Raw genomic sequence first — 17448 nt, 5'->3', positions numbered from 1 at the left:
ACAGATAATGATCGTAGATCAGCTCCACTAAGCCGAATAGCCGGCCTATGATCTCCGCACGTAACAGCGCGAGCATCGTCATCAGTTCGCGTTAGACAGTTCTTCCGTCCCCGTGGCGGCAAACTCTATAGCGATCATCGGTCGATTAGGATGAGATGGGTCTGATTCGCGACAAATTCACAGTCACCCAGAGTTCAACCAATGCACTGAATGTGCTGGCAATGGATCCGAATAGCTCTGGGAGCCTCTATGTGCTTGTACCTACTGGCTGCAGCTTCTCATGGGGAATGAGGTGGCCAGAGGCTCCCCATGGACGCTCTTCTGTGATCGAACTGCTGCAACCAGAGAATTTGCTATCACGCCGTTGCTGCTGCTCCCTTTGTGTGGAGTGAGTCCATGCGTCACTATCTCAGGAGGCCCTACTCAAGACTTATCTTGTTGGCGTCATTTGAGATTGGCTCGGGATTTCACTCACAGGCCCCCAGTGCCACTCCACTCTTTGTGCCCTTTCGAGAAGCCCAATGCTATGGGAATGCCTTTCACCAGGAGTTAGGGCAGAGATGGTTTCTGCAATAAGGCCATGATTCGTTCCTTCTGCCTGGAGCCGAGAGTAGCCAAACACATCAAAATCCACAGCATACAGAGTATTCGCGAGATTTACTTCCTCCGGAGTGACGGCCTCGGTGTTGCCGGCAGGATCTTGGTCTGCAAGAGTCTTGGTCGCCAGATCTTCGATTTCTGGCGGCAAATTCAGTTTTTGCGCAAGATTGCACACGTCGTTTCGTAGGCTTTCGCAGCGTACAATATGGTCAACCCAAGGTTCTTGGCCATAGTGAGAGAACCAGTGCATTGGCATTGAGTGAACGAACCGAGGATCACGTAGACCGTGCCTGACCGGGACTTCTCGCATGTAAGTTGATCTGGATAACATTGTGGGCCCACTTTGATTTGCAATTCGTTCGTCTTCTTTGGAGTATTGACGGCAATACTCCTTGATCGCAGAGCGTAGTCGTTGATAGGGATTGCGCACTGCAGCGATGACGGTGTAGTTTCTTAACGAGTGGTAGGCAGGGAAATGGATTATATCATCAATGGGCAGGTGGGCCAAGTCAACATGCCGTTTAAGCTTTTGACTGTAGGCAAAGTTGAAGTAACTCTCCATATCCTCAGGCTTTGAGCCAGCAGAAAATACTGCACGCAACTCTTTGCCTGCGCACTTCGGGATATGAAGAAAGACCAATCTGAGATCGTGCCTAATGATCATTGTCGAACGATTATTTCGTGTTGCAGTTCGATGATGATAGAGGCTTCCCTTGCCATTCTTCAGATCCAAAACAAGCTTCGAAACAAATGATCCAGCCCTTCTGAAGCCTCCCAGGGAAACTCAGCAAAGGGCATCGCATCAACTGAGCCATGACCCTGCGATCGCAGGGAAGGGCTGGATTCATGGGCGGCCCTGCGGCTTGGGTTGGTGCCTACCAGCACGTGCACGATCAGGCAGCGCTCCAAGCGTCAAAAGGTCATGGCGGAGAGGATGAAGGTGCCGCCTGGCAGGTGCTGATCGGTCTTTGCGAACCATTTAACTGACATGGCACGAGTGAGGCCAACAGGGAACCAGGAAGACCACAACGAAGGTTCCTAACCATTCATTTCGGCCTGGTCAAGCCGCTGGCCAGCCCCTGCGTACCGCTCACTCAACCGGATTGTTGCGGCACTAACGACGGTCACACAACAGGCGAACTCCCGTATCTCTTCCCCCATTTCCAGCAGCCTCCTGAGCGTGTCCAAAGAGGCATCACGTCCAATCCTCACCCCTCGTCCCAACCGAAGCCCTGATCGTCCCAGGCTTTCGGATCTTCGAGCGGTTCCAGGTGGGTGAGCACGTGGGTGCGTGGCAGCGCCTGGGCGATCTCCCTCTCCAGCCGGTCGCAGAGATCGTGGCCGGCCTGCACGGTCCAGTGGCCTGGCACGAGCACGTGGAAGGCCACGAAGCGGCGTGAACCAGCCACGCGTGTGCGCAAGGCGTGGAAATGCAGCTCCGGCGTGGCGTAGGCAGCGAGCAGGTCTTCCAGTTGTTTCTGGTCGGGCTCGGGCAAGGCCCGATCGAGCAGTCCGGAGGCGGTTTCGTGCAGCAGCTTCCAGCCGGTGACCAGGATGTTGAGCGCCACAGCAATGGCGATCAGCGGGTCGAGGATCGTCAGACCGGTGAGCTTGACCAGTCCGATTCCCAGCACCACACCGAACGAGGTCCAGACGTCGGTGAGCAGGTGGTGGGCATCGGCCCGCAGCGTGATCGAGTGGAAGCGACGCGCCGCCCGCAGCAGCAACCAGGCCACCAGGCCGTTCAGGGCCGTGGCCACCAGGGAGAGCGCCAGGCCGATGCCGAGTTGCTCCAGGGGCTCCGGGTGCTGAAGTCGTCCCACGGCCGCCGTGATGATCGCCAAAGCCGCCACCACGATCAGCACGCTCTCCAGCCCGCTGGAGAAGTACTCGGCCTTGAAATGGCCGTAGGGGTGAGAACGGTCGGCTGGCTTGGCGGCGAGCGTGAGCGCCCAGAAGGCGCCGAGCGCCGCCACCAGGTTCACCCCGGATTCGATCGCATCGGAGAGCAGCCCCACCGACCCGGTGAGCTTCCAAGCGGCGGTTTTGAGCACGATCGTGGCCACGGCCGCCCCTACCGAAACCAGGGTGTAGGTGCGAGGTGAAGCGAATCCCATTGATACCGGGCGCGGTGGCAGAAAGGCGCTCCTTGGCGATGCTGATGCCGCCGGAGAGGATTGCCAACCACCAATGGTGCTCTGCGATGCAGGGCCTGAGGTGGCGGTGCCGCCTCAGGCGTGGGTGCCGCTTCTGGTGCGGGGTTCAGCCCGTCTGCCGGCTCTGCGGGTTGAGCTCGGCGGAGCTGCCCGCGCCACTTACGGCCTGGCACGCCAAAGATGGCGGAGGTGAACACCATTAACAGCACCATGGACACCACCGAGAGGCTGCGGGTGACGGTCAGCAGCAACGTGCGGGAGGCGTAGATGTCGAAGCTGGGGGAGTCGGTGCTGCTGGACATGGAGTGCGGCGACGTAGCAGGGCGATGGGACGGTGTCGTTCTCCCCTTTGCTGGGACCATCTGCCTCCGTTGGCCCGGCTGCAGGCGCGGAGCCGTACCCGGAGCGAGGCGGGAAATCGGTTGCCGACAGAAGGGATGGGCTGAGTCCATCAACACCACGATGGGGTGTCCATTCACCAGACGCCGAGAAGGGGGCTGTGACATCCTTCCTTCCTCATTCTTAACCACGCAGGCGTTGCAATTCTGAACGGGTCGTTCTACTTCTACTTCTGCTTCTGCTTCCTTTCGGTGAGTGCAGGCGCTGGGAACAGCCTGATCGTGGATGCGGATTCCCACGCGGCTCCGTTGAGGTGCCGCAGTCGGGACCCGAGCGCGGCAGCAGACATCTCCCCACCCCAACCGGTCGGCCGCCTCGGTATGGGGCGAGGTCTATGCGTTGGCTGCGTTCGGGCAGTCCAGCGCGCTTCCCTTGGATCCCAGGTTGATCCAACAGATTGGTGCTGATCACAGCTGAGCCTTCCAGGCTCTCGATTGCCGTGCTGGCAAGCACTGAGGCAAGGGCGTGGCGTGATCAATGGGCGCTGAAACCTGCTGCTCTCACAGGGATTTAGGGGTTGCAGGCTTCCGGTGGTGCGTGCGGTAGGGTTGGCTCGACGGGGCGTGGCGCAGCTTGGTAGCGCGGGTGCTTTGGGAGCACTAGGTCGCAGGTTCGAATCCTGTCGCCCCGATTGACTTTTCTGGGATTGGCCAAGGTGCTTGCAAGAGAATCTGCAAGACAATGCCCTGCCCAACGCTGGGAATCAGAGATCAGCAAGCTGCAGGGGGAGGTTTCACGCCGGCAGCTCGTGGGGTTTGGTCAGATGCTGCTGATCAACGAAGCCACTGAATTCTTTTGAAACCTGCAGCAACCCGCTACCTGACGAACAGCACCCAGCGCTGGTAGTGACGTAGTGAGGGTGCGCTCAGGTCTGAGAGATCGTCCTCCGATCTAAGGTCGACTTGGCGCATCGCTCAGTCGTCATTGTCACCTAGAACCTGGCTAAGGGCGTTATGAGTCCGTACAAAAAGCGACTTCAATACGAGTTCTCACGCGTGTTGTGCCTAAGGCATACCCAATCGTTGACGTAGCTGTCCCCATGTGGGCAGGGCAGTCCCCAGGTAGGGCCGTTCTCACTGCTGAGAATCCACAGGTAGTGCCCATGACCAGCGCTTTCGCTAGCCTGCAACCATCACTAGTGGTCACGTCAGGGAGCAAACGGGGAAATCCTGCTACAGTTAGACTCAAATGAGCCTCATCATCACCGGGTGCGGCTCCGCCGGCGTTCAGAGGAATGTCCACCACGAGAGCACGAGTAGGCACCGACTGCATCACAGCAGTGGGACGAACGCCCCGACTCCAAGCCGTCCCCAGATATTCTCCTGACCAACATCCCTTAGGGATGAGGGTTGCAGATCAGCAAGCGTTTCAGCCAGGGATCGCCTTGGCCAAGGAAAGGGTTGAGCGCAACGCATCCGAAACCTACCAGGTGATTCTGAAGCCCCCCCGCTGTTAAGATGCAGCCCAACAGGTTGTTCATTAACGAAAAGCAGATCGGGAATCTGATTGCTTTCGACCTGCAGAGCATCCAGCAAATCTCTTCAGGAATCAGCGCCGCATGGCCAACTAATTCAATCCTGGAAGCGGAGCGTAGGCTTCTGCAGCCGTTAGCGGAGATCCCAGATTTCTGCCAGAAACTGGATCTGCGCATGCAGCATCTCTGTGAATTGGCGCGAGTTGAGATCAGCAACATCTCCCTCCTCCGAATAGCTGAGGTCTGCGCCCCACGCTTTTCATCATTTGATATCGGCCTGGGGGTCGATGTGATCAGTTCCCTTGGGACTCTGAGTGATCGTGGCGCTCTATGTGATCCGCATCGCCCGGTGATGATCCATGCGGTTCCCCGCCTGCGGTCTCAACGGGTCGCCCGGTCCAGGAGATGCAAGGGCCACCTCACGTACAAGGCGCTGTTCCCGTCGCCCCCGGAGGCGCAGGATGAGGCCACTGGCTGGCTGGACGACACACTCATTGACGAGCTTCTGGCGCAGCTGAGCCGTTTTGTTCTGTCCGAGGAGATCCCCATCGATGGTCGCGAGGGGCTGAGTGCCATCCTCGCGTGGTGTCAGCTGAATCAGAACCGGCTCACCTCGGGAAAGAGCCTTGAGTTCAATCTGATTGTGCAGGCGTTCATCCGGTCGCAGCTCGGACTGAAGGCAGTACCGGATGGCCACCAGCAGCTCGGCACTGGATTGATGGTTCCCCGCTCAACCATTCCGGTTTCGATTCCCGATCTCTCCCCTGAGGTGTACACCACGAAGCAGCTGGCCAAGAAGGTGCACGCGACGACGGACACCCTCAAACGGCATGCGCGAAACGCCTCGGCGACGGGCCCCCTGCCTCAGCCACTTCCAATTTTCCCTGGCTGGTTCGTCGTTTCAATGAGTGACCCTAGAGGAGGGAAGGGTTGCGGATGGAAGTTCCAGGAAGAACGCAAGCCCGAAGACATGTGAAACGCCCGCCTCAAGGACGACTGAAAGTCGCCCGAGCTGCGGCAAGGAGGCCCAAGTGGCACAGCGCACGAAGACCGTGCACAGGCCACGGTGCCGAGCCTCCATCCACCCGCCAATGCACGAGGAATGTCGCTCCCTCGCTGGCCAAGCAAGACTCATCCCCGCTAGTACGGCTGTACTTCCACAGCATAGACGCCCGTGTCTGCTCACCCCGCTCGCTCCCATGGTTCCCATCGGTGCGCAAACCCTGCTGGGCAGGAGGCATCAATCGGAGGCATGGCCCTATCTCGATGAGGAGGTGCTGGTGGCCAGCCGCAGCCACACGGTTTGCCTCACCTGCCACTTCTTCCGGCATTACGCGGGGGTGAGCTGCATCCCCCTGCTCACCTGCCAGCTGCACCAGGGCCTGCTGCCCCAAGGGGAGCACCTCACCTGCCGCTGCCAGGGTTGGACCGAGGACATGACGCGCCAGCGGGGCTGGTGCCCGGAGGTGGCATGAGCAACCGACGAACAGTGGTGGGTGTGATGGGTGCGGGAGAGGGCGCTTCCGCTAAGGCGGTGGCCCTGGCCGAGGAGCTGGGGGAGTGCATCAGCACCAGGGGATGGGTGCTGCTCACCGGTGGCCGACCTGCGGGGGTGATGGCGGGAGCGAGCCGCGGAGCGAATCGGGTGGAGGGGCACCTGGTGGTGGGGGTGTTGCCCGATGAAGGGAGCAGAGAGGAGAGGCAAAGCACTGCGGAGCTGGATCTGGCCCTGTTCACCGGCTTGGGAAAGGCCCGCAACGTGATCAACGTGCTCAGCGCCGATGTGGTGGTGATCTGCGGGGGCGGCGGCCCCGGCACAGCCTCAGAAGCCGCCCATGCGCTCAATGCAGGCAGGCCACTGATCCTGCTGGCGGTGCCGCCGCTGTGGCGTGAGTTCTTCTGCTCGCTGAGCAAGGGGGTACAGAGCGTGAGCAATGTGCAGGAGTGCTGCCGGTTGATCGAGGCCATACTCACAGAGGCATGAGTCGTCCATCACATCGTGTCTCCCTGACCCCAATGGAGGGCTGGCTGATCCATGGCCGCCAGGTGCTGCGCTTTTGCCCGAACCGGCTTGGAGCGCACTGACCAGCGGCTTGGGATCACCAGCGGGGAGCTGGCCATTGATCCGGATCTGAGGAGTAGGCAGAGCGGGCGACTCAGTGCTGATGGCGATGGTGAACGTCGCTGACGTGGTGGTGCTCGTGGGACAGCGGGGCATGGCGGTGGCGATGGCTGTGCCAGAAGGGCTGGCCAGGCTCGAGGTCCGCGAGATCCTCCGGACGGTGGGAATGAAGGTGGTGCGCATCGCCGTCTACAGGGGTGTGGAAGTGACGGTGCTGGTGATCGAGTTCGGCATGGCGATGCCAGTGGCCATGGCTGGATCGCACCAGCAAGCCTGTGCTGACCGCCATGGCGGCCGCCGCCAGCAGCAGCGATGGACTGAGCGGTGAACCCAGCAGGCCCACCGCTACCAGAGCACCAAGGAAGGGAGCGGTGGAGAAGACCACGGCTTCCCTGGCGGCGCCAATGGAGGCCAGGGCCACCATGTCCAGCCAGATCGACACGCCATAGCCCAGGCCGCCGATGCCGAGCAGGGCGACGCTCATCCAGGCGAACGGAATGGGGTGCCCTTGCAGCTGGGCCACGGCCAGCATCGGCAGGGCAGCCCCGAGGGCATTGGCGGCGGAGATCTGCAGGGGGTTGCGTAGGCTGAGGCGCTGGGAGAGGTTGTTGTCGATGCCCCAGCACAGGCAGACCAGGGCGATCCACAGCACGCCCTGCCACTGGCTGCCGCCCATGGGACCCACCGAGAGCACCAGGGCTCCGGTGAGCGTCAGGGCGGCCGCTGCCCAGCCGTCACGGCCGAGATGCTCCTTCCCCACCCCTACGGCGATCAGCACCGTGAACACCGCCTCCAGGTTGAGCAGCAGCGCCGAGGCCCCCGGGGTGAGCAGCCCCAGGCCCTTGACCAGGGCGATCGGACCGGCGATGCCGCCCAGCAGGGTGATCAGCCCCAAAAGGGGGAGATCCTGCCGCTGGATCGGAGCGTGGCGGCTGGTCGGGGCCTCGACCACGGCCAGGGGCAACAGCACCAATGCCGCACCGGCATACAGCAGACCCGCCACGAGCACGGGGGACGGCCCGTGGCTCAAGCTGCCGATCAGCGGAGCGCTGGAGCCGAACAGGGCGGCAGCAATCAGGCCCGCCAACCAGCCGCGGCGCTGTTCTCGCGGCTGGGAGGTCATCAGGATCACCAAAGCAACGGGCAGGCTCCTATGCAAACGATGGGGAAGTCCGTTGGAACCGACAGGACAGAAAGTGTTGCTCCGCGCCGCTTGGTGTGCGATGGCGGAACCACCCATGATCGAGCAAACGGAATGTTGTCCCCAAAGTTTCCTGGAGCCTCTCAGGGCTGTACCGCACCACAGGCAAGGCACTGCAAGTGGTGGGGCCATCTTCTGCAAAGGTTGCCAGGAGCAGAGTGCCACCAGGCTTGAGCGCCTGCAGCACGGCCCGGACATAGGCCTGCTGATCGGCGGGGCTGGTGAGGAAATGAAACACCGCCCTGTCATGCCAGACGTCATAGGCATGGTCGGGCAGGGTGGCCGTGAGGATGTCGGCCTCCAGCCACTGCACCGCAGCGGCGCGTGCGCCAAGCCGCTCTCGGGTCACGGCCAGTGCCGCGCTGGAAAGGTCCAGAACCGTGATCCGTTGATAGCCAAGGTTCAGGAGGTCATCCACAAGCGTGGAGGCACCCCCGCCCACATCGATGATCGTCGCATCCAGTGGTAGGCCGGCAGCCTGAAGCAGCCGGAGTGAGTCATCGGCATGGGCTTGATACCAGCTCAACGACTCAGGGGCTTCGATGCGTAGATCGACTCCCAGTGGTTTTTGCTCGTCATGGGTCCACGCAGAGGCGGCTGTCAACAGTTCAGCCACCCCGCAGCACCGCGCTGAGCAAGGAGAGGTTGATCATCGCAATCACGCTGGCGCACAGCCAGCCTGCTGCCTGAAGCCAGAGCGGCGCTCTGAGCTCGCCCATCAGACTGCGCCGCCCGCAGAACCACACCAGCGGGATCACCGCGAACGGCAACTGCAGCGACAGCAACACCTGGCTCAGCACCAGCAGATTCGTGGTGGCCCGTTCCCCGAACAGGATCACCGTGGCCATCGCCGGAATCAGGGCGAGGCCGCGGGTCAGCAGTCGCCGCTTCCAGTCGGGCAGTCGGATCTGCAGGAACCCCTCCATCACGATCTGGCCGGCCATGGTGGCGGTGAGGGTGGAGCTCTGGCCCGCCGCCAGCAGGGCCACCCCGAACAGCACGCTGGCGAGCGACGTGCCCAGCATCGGCGTCAGCAACCGGTAGGCCTCGCTCAGGTCCGTGACCGGCTGCGGTAGCCGTCCGTAGAAGCTGCCGGCGGCCAGCACCAGGATCGAGACATTGATCAGAAAGGCCAGGCTGAGGGCGATCAGGGTGTCCCAGGTGCTGAAAGCCAGGGCCCTGCGCTGCGCCACCTGGCCGCCGATCCAGCGGCGGGTTTGCACCAGCGAGGAGTGCAGATAGAGGTTGTGTGGCATCACCGTGGCCCCGAGAATCCCGGCAGCCAGAAACAGCTGCTGCCCGTCCCTGAGGCTGGCGGCCTGGGGAAAGAAGCCCTGGCCCACCTGGCTCCAATTGAGCTGCAGCAGGAACATCTCCACCGCGAAGCAACCCCCGACCAGGGCGACCAGGGCGATCACAAGGGCCTCCAGCCGGCGGATCCCGAAGCGCTGCAGGGCCAGCAGCAACAGGGTGTCGGCGGCCGTTAGGCCCACCCCCCAGGGCAAAGGAAGACCGAAAAGCAGCTGCAGGGCAATGGCGCTGCCCACCAGCTCGGCCAGGTCACAGGCAATGATCGCCACCTCGGCCAGCAGCCACAGGGGAATCCGGCAGAACCGCGGCAGGAGCTGGCTGCAGGCCTGGGCCAGATCCAGCCGCGTGGCGATGCCCAGCCGGCAGCAGAGCGACTGGAGCACCATCGCCATCAGGCTGGAGAGCCCGATCACCCACAGCAGGCGATAGCCGAACTGGGAACCGGCCGCCAGATCCGTGGCCCAGTTGCCGGGATCCATGTAACCCACGGCCACCAGATAGCCGGGGCCGAGCACCCGCAGAAAGGTGCGCAGGGTGCCCAGGCCGGCGGGTACCTCCACGGCCTGCGTGTCGATGCGAGAGGCGGTGCCGATCGGTGCATCAGGCATGAAGCGACGTCAGCGGAGCTGGAGGCTAAGGCGAGGGTGGCTGCGATCCTGCTGGGGCATGGCTGGCCTGACCCCGCCCTAGGGAAGGGATCACGGCCTGCTCAGAAGTCACGCGGACCGGTGTAGCCACTGAGATCGGCGAGGGTGTTCAGTGGCTTGACGCCCGAATCCACGACGCCCTTGATCTGCCAGCTGGGATAGCCCTGAACCCCCTGCTGCTTGCACAGCTGCGCTTGGCTGTTGGCGCCGTCTTCGGCGCATTCGATCACCTGGAGCTTGGCGGCGGCCTCCTTGCCGAAGGCCTCCTTCTGGTCATGGCAGTGGGGGCACCAGTACGCCGTGAACACCCGGGCGCCGACGCTGCTCAGATGCTCCGCCAGGGCAATCTTGGCCGGCGAACTGGCGCTGATGACAGCTGGAGCCGCCCGTCCGCTTTGAGCGACAGGCTGGTCCGCCGATGCTGCCCAGCCCAGCCCCAGCAGACCAACAAGGAGGACTGTCATCACTCCGCGAAAGATCAGTTGGTTGCGGTCGATCCAGCCACCTCCAACAAGGCTCAACAGGAACAGCGCGAGGCTGAGGGCGGCTGAGACCACACAGAAGGTGCAGAAGGCCTTGATCTCGAAGACCAGGAGCCCCATCAGCACCAGGCTGAAGACGGCCATGCCGCAGCTGACGAGGAACAGAGCCCAGCGATTGCCCTCCGAGGCTGGGACGCGCAGACCTCCTCGCAGTAACGGCATCAGGGCCAGCAGGAGCACCGTGCCGTAGGCCAGGAACCCATAGAGAGAAAGTGGCTGGCCCAGCAGCGTGCCCCAGGCGCTGCCGAGCACCTTGTCGCAGCCATCGCTACCGCCCGGACAGGACAGGCTGCCGATCCAACCCCAGCGCTTGGCGGTGATCGAGCCGGTATCGATCATGCCGATCGTGGCGAGCACGGCCATGGTGAGGCGCACCCAGGGCCGGCCTGGCTCCTGGCTCGATCGACGGCTGGAGAGAGGTTTGGTTCGCGTAGCGCTGCTCACAGGGGGAGAGAACGGCTGAGATACGGCCATTGAAAAGCCTGAAGTGGCTTCAGGGTCAAGGGCCTAGCGTTGCGCCAGGGAGGCTTGTCCGCCCGACTTGCCAACCCAAGGGGATGAATCCATGCAGATCGGCGAGTTGGCCCGGTCCACCGGGGTCAAGATCGAAACCATCCGCTATTACGAACGCGAGCACTTGCTGCCGCTGCCACAGCGCACCGATGGCAACTACCGCCTCTATTCGCCGCGCCATGCGGAGAAGTTACGCTTCATCCGCTATTGCCGCAGCCTTGACATGAGCCTGGAGGAGGTCCGCATCCTGATCGGGGCGCTCGACACACCCTCAGGAAGCTGTCAGACGGTGAATGCCCTGCTGGACGAGAAGATCGCCGAGGTCGATGCCCGCGTGAATGAGTTGCACAAACTTCAGGATCAACTGCGGGAGCTCAGAGGGCTCTGCCAGCAGCCGGATCAAGGGGAGATCTGCGGAATTCTCGCCGAGCTGAATCGGTGCACCGAAAGCAGAAAGCCAGTCGCCTGAAGACCCGCAGTGGTTGATCAGAAGACTGGCAGAACTCAAAAGCCTGGCGATGTCAGTTCATGACGGGCTTGGACTACCTGCAGCAGCAACATCCCCCCGTGGAAGGTGTGCCACCTCCCGGTTGTTGTGCGACAACCGGGAGAGCTGTATTGGAATCTCGATTCCGCTCGGTACTGGTGGGAATGGAGGATTCATTCGCCTGGGCAGGAGCGGCCATGGAGCCAACGGCAATCCCAGCCAAAAGCAATAAAACCAACGGAGTGAGCTTCATCACACAGTCATTGAAGGAAAAACCACCATACAGTCTCCACTCTAGAGGAGAGTCAAGGCTGCTTAGCCAGGAAGGGTGAGGAGATTGGGTCTGCGGAGCAGCCGCAGACCATTGGCGATCACGATCAAGCTGGTGCCCATGTCCGCAAAGACCGCCATCCACATCGTGGCGTTACCGGCCACGGTGAGCACCAGAAAAATGGCCTTGATTCCCAACGCCAGCGCGATGTTCTGGCGCAGGATTCGAAAGGTGCGGCGCGAAAGGGCGATCGTTTCCGGTACGCGCATCAGATCGTCGTTCATGATCACCACGTCGGCCGCTTCGACGGCGATGTGGGTGCCGGCTGCCCCCATCGCGAAACCGATGTCCGCCTGGGCCAGAGCCGGGGCATCGTTGATGCCATCGCCGGCCATGGCCGCGAATCCATAGCGGGCCTGCAGATCGGCCACCGCCTCGAGCTTATCCTGGGGCAGCAGGTTGCTTTTCACCTCCTCGATGCCGGCCAGGGCCGCGATCGCACCGGCGGTGGCTGCGTTGTCGCCCGTGAGCATCACCGGGGTGACGCCGAGGGCCCGCAGGGCCACCATGGCGGCCTCGGAGCTGGGCCGAACGGTGTCGGCGACGGCAATCAGGGCGAGCACGCCGCTGTCATCCGCCAGCAGGCTGAGCGAGCAACCCTGGCGCTCATGGACCTGCATCGATGCTTCCAGGTCGCTGGAGCAGAGCCCCAGCTCCTCGATCCAGCGGTGGTTGGCCAGCATCAGCGGCCGCCCCGCGATCACGCCCAGCACCCCCCTTCCGGGGAGGGCCTCGAAGGACTCCACGGCCAGCCGCTCACCATCGAGGCCTGCGGCGATGGCCCGTGACACCGGATGGTCGGAGCGCTCCGCCAGGCTGCTGGCCCACTGTTTGAGAACGCCAGCGTCTGCCCCTTCTTGCTGAGGGGAGAAGGCCACCAGCTGGGGCTGGCCCAGGGTGATTGTGCCGGTCTTGTCGAGGGCCAGCACCTTGATCTTGCGGGCCTCCTCGATGTAAAGCCCGCCCTTGATGATGATGCCGCGGCGGGCGGCGGTGGCCAGGCCGCTCACCACCGTGACTGGTGTGGCGATCACCAGAGCGCAGGGGCAAGCGATCACCAGCAGCACCAGGGCCTTGTAGATCGCCTGTAGGGGGGTGAACCCCAGCAAGGGTGGCGCCAGCAGGGCCACGGCCAGGGCCACCACGAACACCGCCGGGGTGTAGCGGGCTGCAAAGCGATCCACGAAGCGTTGGATCGGAGCACGGGAGGCCTGGGCTTCCTCCACGGCCTGGATGATGCGCGCCAGGGTGCTCAGCGAGGCAGGTGCCGTGACCTGGATTTCCAGGGCGCCGCCCTGGTTGATGGTGCCCGCAAACACCTCATCACCTGGGCCTTTGTCGACCGGCAGGCTTTCGCCGGTAATCGGCGCCTGATCGATCGCACTTACGCCAGAAAGCACCGTGCCATCAAGCGGCAGTCGTTCCCCCGGGCGGACCCTCGCCACATCACCGATGGCCACAGCACTGGCGGTCACGCGCTGCCAGCGGCCATCGCTCTGGCGGATCTCCGCCTCATCGGGAGCCAGAGCCATCAGGCTGGTGATCGCCTGGCGGGCCCGCTCCACCGCCCGCACCTCGATCGCCTCGGCCACGGCATAGAGCGCCATCACCATGGCGGCTTCCGGGAAGCGGCCGATCAGGAAGGCGCCCGTGACCGCCACGCTCATCAATGCATTGATGTTGAGCCGGCCCTGGCGCAGGGCCGCAAGGCCCTTGCGAAATACGGAGAAGCCCGCCAGGGCGATCGCGGCGATGGCGATCCCGATCTCCACCAGTTCATAGCCCGGGTAGGCGGGAACGACCAGATGCAGGAGCTCCGCCGTAAGCGCCAGTGCCAGGGAACCCCCCAGGCGGAGCCGTTCGAGGCGCCGTTCGGTACGGATCTGATCGGCTGTCTGTCGGTGATCGGCGCTGATCGGCTCCGGGCTGAATCCCAAACGGCGGATCGCGGCAAGGGCGGAGTTGAGCGCTGCTGCTTCGGCATCGATCGCCAGAACGCGATCGGCCAGCACGAACCTCAGGCTGCGGATGCCGTCGAGACCTGAGAGGGCATGGCGGATCTCGGTTTCCTCGGTGGCGCAATCCATTGCGCTGATCCGAAACAGCGCTTCTCTGGCGCTTGCCAGCTCCGGCTGCGGCTCCATGGTGGCTCCAGCGTTCTGCCCGCTGGTTCCGCTGTTGCAGCAAGGTTCCGCCATGGCCCTGTCCTCCAGGCCCCATCTAACAGCCTGTAGTCACTTCAGGGTCAAGGATCTGGCGGCACCGTATAGCCACAGGTTGCTCGTCAACGCAGCTTGGGACACTCCTGATTCTGCATCTGCTGCATCAGCCCATCGGCTTGCCGGGCCAGCTTGGCTCCAGCCGCCACGTAGAACCTGAACTGCTGGCGGTTGACGTAGAGAACCTGCTGGTTGCGCAGCAGCTGTACTTCCGACTTGTGGCGGCAGTCGAGCAGGGCCTGGTAGTCGATGGTGCGCACTTTGCGGTCGTTGGCATTGGCCCCATCGGCCTGCTGGCTGAGGACCGAGCAGATTCGTTCGCGGATGGTTCGAACCAGGGCGATTTCGGCCTTCATGGCCTGCTCGGCCAGGGCATCGCGTTGCTCCAACAGGTTCCGGCACGCCTCCATATCCGCGGCCAGCGCCGGAGCGGCCAGCCAGCAGCAGGACAGCAACAGGGTCAGGACGTGGCGCATTCACGGATCAATTCGAGTCCTGTGTCTTTGGCGGCTATGGGCGTGAGCATCTTGAGCTGAGTCAGACCATCCACTAGTCGATCTGCAGTACCCCCATCAGCCCCAGATCCTCGTGGTCGAGGTTGTGGCAGTGGTAGACGGTGCGCCCCGTGAAATCTTTGAACGTGACGCGGATCCGCACCTCCTCGCCAGCCTTCACCTGCAAGGTGTCCTTCCAGCGGCGCTGGGCTTCGGGGCGGCCGGCGCGGCTGATCACCTGGAAGGGATTGACGTGCAAGTGGAAGGGGTGATCCATCACATCGTCATTGACGATCAGCCAGTCTTCCGTGCTACTCAGCGACACCCGGGTGTCGATGCGATCTGGATCGAAGGGCTGGCCATTGATCACGAAGCCCATGCCACCCCCGCCCATCCCCCCGCCGCCCATGCCGTGTTGCATGCCGCCCATTCCCATCCCCATGGCATGGGCCAGGGAGAAGCGGCGCGTGCGCTCCGGCTGCGGCAGGGCCGCCACGGGAATCAGGGTTTTTGGGAGTGGCAGCGGCGCCACTGATCCGGCGTAGTTGAGGGTGGCCAGGGTTTGAGGAGCGTCCGCCACCTGGCCCATCCCCATGTGGCCACTGCGCTGGTAGGGCAGGTTGAGCAGCCGGTAGCTGCCTGGAGTCTGGTTGCCCTGCACCAGCACATCGGCCCGCTCGCCAGGGGCCAGCAGCAGTTCGTCGAGGGCCTCAGGGGTCGCGATGGCGCCGCCATCGGTGGCGATCAGCACCATCCGGTGCCCTTCCAGGGCGAGGCGGTAGATGCGGGCATTGGAAGCATTGAGCAAACGGAGCCGCAGCAGACCGCCGCTGGGGATCGCCAGGCCGGGATTGAGCTCCCCGTTCACCGTCAGCAGTGGACCTTCCCGGCCGAGCATGCGCTCCATCCCCATCCCCATGCCGGCCTCAGCCGTACCGTCGGCGCTGGCGAAGTCCTTGAGCACCAGCACGCTTTCGCTGGCGGCCGCCACCTCTGGAATCCGATCCAGATTGCCGCGCACCACCAGGGCGCCCCCGAGACCACCGAACACCTGATCGGCCGAGTGACCGTGGTGATGGGGGTGCACGTAGAAGAGGCCGGCCGGGTGGTCTTTGGCGAGCGTGAACTCATAGGAAAAGGAGCCACCGGGCGGCACGGTCAGGAAGACGTTGTCGCCTGATCCGGTAGGCGGGATGTGCAGTCCGTGGAAATGCAGGTTGGTGGGTTCCTGGAGGTCGTTGCGCAGCAGGAGCCGCACCTGATCGCCGGCATTCACCTCCAGCAGCGGGCCGGGCGAGCGGCCGTTGTAGGTGAGCAACGTGGCGGGGCCACCGGGAAGCCTCCCCGGCGTGGCGCTGGCCACCAGCTCCAGATCGGCCACGCCGCCAACGGAGCCCAGCCGCGTCGCACCGGCGGGCTGCGCACGGGCGGCGGAGTGCTGCACCCGATCCCAGAGAAGTGGGCCGACCACGGCCGTGCCGAGGCCGGCGAGCCCAAGTCCGAGCACCTGGCGTCGCCGAAGGGGAGTGGTCATGGTTGGGTCCTCATTTGCCGTGCTGGGAGAAACTGCTGATGGCTCCGGTCCGCGTGAAGGCCATCACCGTGAACGCCTCCTTGCCGTAGGCCGATTCCATGCCTGGGGAGCCCAGGGGCATCCCCGGAAGGGCGAGGCCCGCCACAGGTGGGCGTTTCTGCAGCAGCCGTTTCACATCGGCGGCAGGGACGTGACCCTCAAGGGCAAATCCAGCCACTTCGGCGGTGTGGCACGAGGCCAGGCGGGCGGGGACCCCCAGGCGTCGCTTGACGACGCCGACATCGGCCACCACGACATCGCGCACTGCGAAGCCATTGGCGCGCATGTGCTGCACCCAGCCCTTGCAGCACCCGCAGCTCGCGGATCGGTAGGAGGTGACCGGCATCAGGGCTGGAGCACTGGCGCGTGCCGGGAGCGACCCGCCCGCTGAGACAACGGCAGCAACAGCGCCGACCCCCAGCAGCAGCCCAAAGAACCGCGAATGACCGCGGAAAGATGTCGAGTCCATGGTCTGCGATGCGGGAATGTCTCAACCGTAGTGCCTCCACTCAGGTGGAGAGTCAAGCCCGTGATGACCGGCATCGACCGGCGCAGATTTGCTGCGCCCTTGGCCCTTGACTCTCCTGTCAAGGGGAGACCATACCGTTGGGAGGTCTCACCTTGCCGCCATGTACCCATTCCGCTTCACCGCCACCCTGATCGGTCTGGCCTCTGCCCTCTCCGTTGCGGCTCCTGCCCTGGCCCAGATGCCCGGTGGCATGAATCACGAAGGGCACCAGGGCATGCCAGGGATGATGAACATGCCTGGGATGTCTGCTCCGGCCGGATCCGCCCCGGCCCATGCCGGCCACGCCCACGACGTGGGCCCGGCCGGTGCCACCTACGACCTGCGCTTCATTGACGGGATGGTGCAGCACCACACCGGCGCGCTGCGAATGAGCGAATTTGTGTTCGGCATCGGTTCCCCTGGTGTCGGTGCTCTGGGCAATACGATCTGGCGCGATCAGGCCAACGAAATCCGGGCGATGGGCCTGTGGCGCAAGGCCTGGTACCCCCAGGCACCCGTCTACCCGGTGGCACTGGCGAGCGGCGGTGATCCGAACAGCCTCTCCGGCCTCACGCGCATGAGCCAGGCCCAGATCGATGGCATGCGGATGATGGGCGAGCTCCCCACCAAGGAGAACAGGGTGGTGTGGTTCCTCGAGGGCATGCTTGAGCACCACGCCGGGGCACTGATGATGGCCCACGACGCCCTGGCCAAGAGCACAAACACCACAATCCGGCGCTTTGCTCGCGGCGTGATCGTGGCCCAGCGCGCCGAGATCATCGAACTGCGCAGGATGCTGGCGGTGGAGGGATTGCGCAAGCCGGAGTACTTCAAGTACGACGCGCTGTTCCGTCTTTGAGCGAAAACCTGT

17 protein-coding genes and 1 tRNA gene are annotated in these 17448 nt (G+C 63.4%); 8 read left to right on the top strand and 10 right to left on the bottom strand.

The window, feature by feature from the left end; all coding sequences use genetic code 11:
* Positions 1-430 precede the first annotated feature (430 nt).
* Positions 431-1264 carry a sulfotransferase family 2 domain-containing protein gene (locus tag CJZ80_RS02785; RefSeq protein WP_094510565.1) on the bottom strand — a complete coding sequence of 278 codons (834 nt, stop codon included), beginning with the start codon at positions 1262-1264 and terminating at the stop codon, positions 431-433.
* 149 nt (positions 1265-1413) lie between these two features.
* Between CJZ80_RS02785 and CJZ80_RS15245 the strand changes: the two genes are divergently transcribed.
* Positions 1414-1587 (top strand): hypothetical protein, encoded by a 174-nt coding sequence (locus CJZ80_RS15245; protein ID WP_158217403.1) that lies wholly within the window; start codon positions 1414-1416, stop codon positions 1585-1587.
* 221 nt (positions 1588-1808) lie between these two features.
* Here the strand turns inward: CJZ80_RS15245 and CJZ80_RS02775 are convergent, their stop codons facing one another.
* Complete coding sequence (locus CJZ80_RS02775) at positions 1809-2717, bottom strand: cation diffusion facilitator family transporter (RefSeq protein WP_094510563.1); 909 nt, start codon at positions 2715-2717, stop codon at positions 1809-1811.
* Between the two features lie 995 nt (positions 2718-3712).
* Between CJZ80_RS02775 and CJZ80_RS02770 the strand changes: the two genes are divergently transcribed.
* The 5 genes from CJZ80_RS02770 (at position 3713) to CJZ80_RS02755 (ending at position 6613) form a co-directional block, all read left to right on the top strand.
* Positions 3713-3786: transfer RNA gene (locus CJZ80_RS02770), tRNA-Pro, on the top strand.
* Between the two features lie 15 nt (positions 3787-3801).
* Positions 3802-3954, top strand: a complete 153-nt coding sequence (locus CJZ80_RS15240; RefSeq protein ID WP_158217402.1) for a hypothetical protein — start codon at positions 3802-3804, stop codon at positions 3952-3954.
* Positions 3955-4627: 673 nt separating this feature from the next.
* Positions 4628-5605 (top strand): hypothetical protein, encoded by a 978-nt coding sequence (locus CJZ80_RS02765; protein WP_144036882.1) that lies wholly within the window; start codon positions 4628-4630, stop codon positions 5603-5605.
* Positions 5606-5828: 223 nt separating this feature from the next.
* Positions 5829-6104 (top strand): galactose oxidase, encoded by a 276-nt coding sequence (locus tag CJZ80_RS02760; RefSeq protein ID WP_094510561.1) that lies wholly within the window; start codon positions 5829-5831, stop codon positions 6102-6104.
* On the top strand, positions 6101-6613 hold the full coding sequence (locus CJZ80_RS02755; RefSeq protein ID WP_094510560.1) for an LOG family protein: 513 nt from the start codon (positions 6101-6103) through the stop codon (positions 6611-6613). Before CJZ80_RS02760 ends, CJZ80_RS02755 begins: the two co-directional genes overlap by 4 nt.
* A 172-nt stretch (positions 6614-6785) precedes the next feature.
* On the opposite strand, the gene CJZ80_RS02750 is transcribed toward CJZ80_RS02755, so the two are convergent.
* The 4 genes from CJZ80_RS02750 to CJZ80_RS02735 form a co-directional block, all read right to left on the bottom strand.
* Entirely contained in the window at positions 6786-7874 is a 1089-nt protein-coding gene (locus tag CJZ80_RS02750) for a DMT family transporter (protein WP_094510766.1), read from the bottom strand.
* A 28-nt stretch (positions 7875-7902) separates the two neighbouring features.
* Positions 7903-8568 carry a class I SAM-dependent methyltransferase gene (locus CJZ80_RS02745; protein ID WP_233132754.1) on the bottom strand — a complete coding sequence of 222 codons (666 nt, stop codon included), beginning with the start codon at positions 8566-8568 and terminating at the stop codon, positions 7903-7905.
* Positions 8561-9871 (bottom strand): Nramp family divalent metal transporter, encoded by a 1311-nt coding sequence (locus CJZ80_RS02740; protein WP_094510559.1) that lies wholly within the window; start codon positions 9869-9871, stop codon positions 8561-8563. The genes CJZ80_RS02745 and CJZ80_RS02740 overlap by 8 nt, the downstream gene beginning before the upstream one ends.
* 101 nt (positions 9872-9972) lie before the next feature.
* Positions 9973-10926, bottom strand: a complete 954-nt coding sequence (locus tag CJZ80_RS02735) for a vitamin K epoxide reductase family protein (protein WP_198948211.1) — start codon at positions 10924-10926, stop codon at positions 9973-9975.
* A 91-nt stretch (positions 10927-11017) separates the two neighbouring features.
* On the opposite strand from CJZ80_RS02735, the gene cadR reads away from it, so the two are divergent.
* Entirely contained in the window at positions 11018-11434 is a 417-nt protein-coding gene (gene cadR / locus CJZ80_RS02730; RefSeq protein WP_094510557.1) for a Cd(II)/Pb(II)-responsive transcriptional regulator, read from the top strand.
* 333 nt (positions 11435-11767) lie between these two features.
* Here the strand turns inward: cadR and CJZ80_RS02725 are convergent, their stop codons facing one another.
* The 4 genes from CJZ80_RS02725 to CJZ80_RS02710 all read right to left on the bottom strand — a co-directional run bounded on the left by CJZ80_RS02725 (position 11768) and on the right by CJZ80_RS02710 (position 16538).
* Positions 11768-13981 carry a cation-translocating P-type ATPase gene (locus CJZ80_RS02725; protein ID WP_233132753.1) on the bottom strand — a complete coding sequence of 738 codons (2214 nt, stop codon included), beginning with the start codon at positions 13979-13981 and terminating at the stop codon, positions 11768-11770.
* Between the two features lie 86 nt (positions 13982-14067).
* Positions 14068-14478 carry a hypothetical protein gene (locus CJZ80_RS02720; protein WP_094510556.1) on the bottom strand — a complete coding sequence of 137 codons (411 nt, stop codon included), beginning with the start codon at positions 14476-14478 and terminating at the stop codon, positions 14068-14070.
* Between the two features lie 73 nt (positions 14479-14551).
* The gene (locus CJZ80_RS02715; RefSeq protein ID WP_094510555.1) at positions 14552-16030 is read right to left on the bottom strand and encodes a multicopper oxidase family protein; all 1479 of its coding nucleotides are present in this window, start codon (positions 16028-16030) and stop codon (positions 14552-14554) included.
* Between the two features lie 10 nt (positions 16031-16040).
* Positions 16041-16538, bottom strand: coding sequence for a DUF411 domain-containing protein (locus tag CJZ80_RS02710; RefSeq protein WP_233132752.1), 498 nt, complete (start codon positions 16536-16538; stop codon positions 16041-16043).
* A 160-nt stretch (positions 16539-16698) separates the two neighbouring features.
* Here CJZ80_RS02710 and CJZ80_RS02705 point away from each other — a divergent pair, with 160 nt between their 5' ends.
* A complete protein-coding gene (locus CJZ80_RS02705; protein ID WP_094510553.1) occupies positions 16699-17436 on the top strand; it encodes a DUF305 domain-containing protein in 738 nt (245 codons plus the stop codon).
* Positions 17437-17448 lie beyond the last annotated feature (12 nt).

This window comes from Synechococcus sp. MW101C3, assembly GCF_002252635.1.
Lineage (GTDB): Bacteria > Cyanobacteriota > Cyanobacteriia > PCC-6307 > Cyanobiaceae > MW101C3.
This window is presented reverse-complemented; position numbering and strand designations above follow the sequence as displayed.

Coding starts and splice junctions, on each gene's coding strand:
- CJZ80_RS02720 (WP_094510556.1), bottom strand. CDS start 14,478: ATGCGCCACGTCCTGACCCTGTTGCTGTCCTGCTGCTGGCTGGCCGCT.
- CJZ80_RS02740 (WP_094510559.1), bottom strand. CDS start 9,871: ATGCCTGATGCACCGATCGGCACCGCCTCTCGCATCGACACGCAGGCC.
- CJZ80_RS02735 (WP_198948211.1), bottom strand. CDS start 10,926: ATGGCCGTATCTCAGCCGTTCTCTCCCCCTGTGAGCAGCGCTACGCGA.
- CJZ80_RS02760 (WP_094510561.1), top strand. CDS start 5,829: ATGGTTCCCATCGGTGCGCAAACCCTGCTGGGCAGGAGGCATCAATCG.
- CJZ80_RS02725 (WP_233132753.1), bottom strand. CDS start 13,981: ATGGCGGAACCTTGCTGCAACAGCGGAACCAGCGGGCAGAACGCTGGA.
- CJZ80_RS02710 (WP_233132752.1), bottom strand. CDS start 16,538: ATGGACTCGACATCTTTCCGCGGTCATTCGCGGTTCTTTGGGCTGCTG.
- CJZ80_RS15245 (WP_158217403.1), top strand. CDS start 1,414: ATGACCCTGCGATCGCAGGGAAGGGCTGGATTCATGGGCGGCCCTGCG.
- CJZ80_RS02785 (WP_094510565.1), bottom strand. CDS start 1,264: ATGATCATTAGGCACGATCTCAGATTGGTCTTTCTTCATATCCCGAAG.
- CJZ80_RS02750 (WP_094510766.1), bottom strand. CDS start 7,874: ATGACCTCCCAGCCGCGAGAACAGCGCCGCGGCTGGTTGGCGGGCCTG.
- CJZ80_RS02705 (WP_094510553.1), top strand. CDS start 16,699: ATGTACCCATTCCGCTTCACCGCCACCCTGATCGGTCTGGCCTCTGCC.
- CJZ80_RS02755 (WP_094510560.1), top strand. CDS start 6,101: ATGAGCAACCGACGAACAGTGGTGGGTGTGATGGGTGCGGGAGAGGGC.
- CJZ80_RS02715 (WP_094510555.1), bottom strand. CDS start 16,030: ATGACCACTCCCCTTCGGCGACGCCAGGTGCTCGGACTTGGGCTCGCC.
- CJZ80_RS02775 (WP_094510563.1), bottom strand. CDS start 2,717: ATGGGATTCGCTTCACCTCGCACCTACACCCTGGTTTCGGTAGGGGCG.
- cadR (WP_094510557.1), top strand. CDS start 11,018: ATGCAGATCGGCGAGTTGGCCCGGTCCACCGGGGTCAAGATCGAAACC.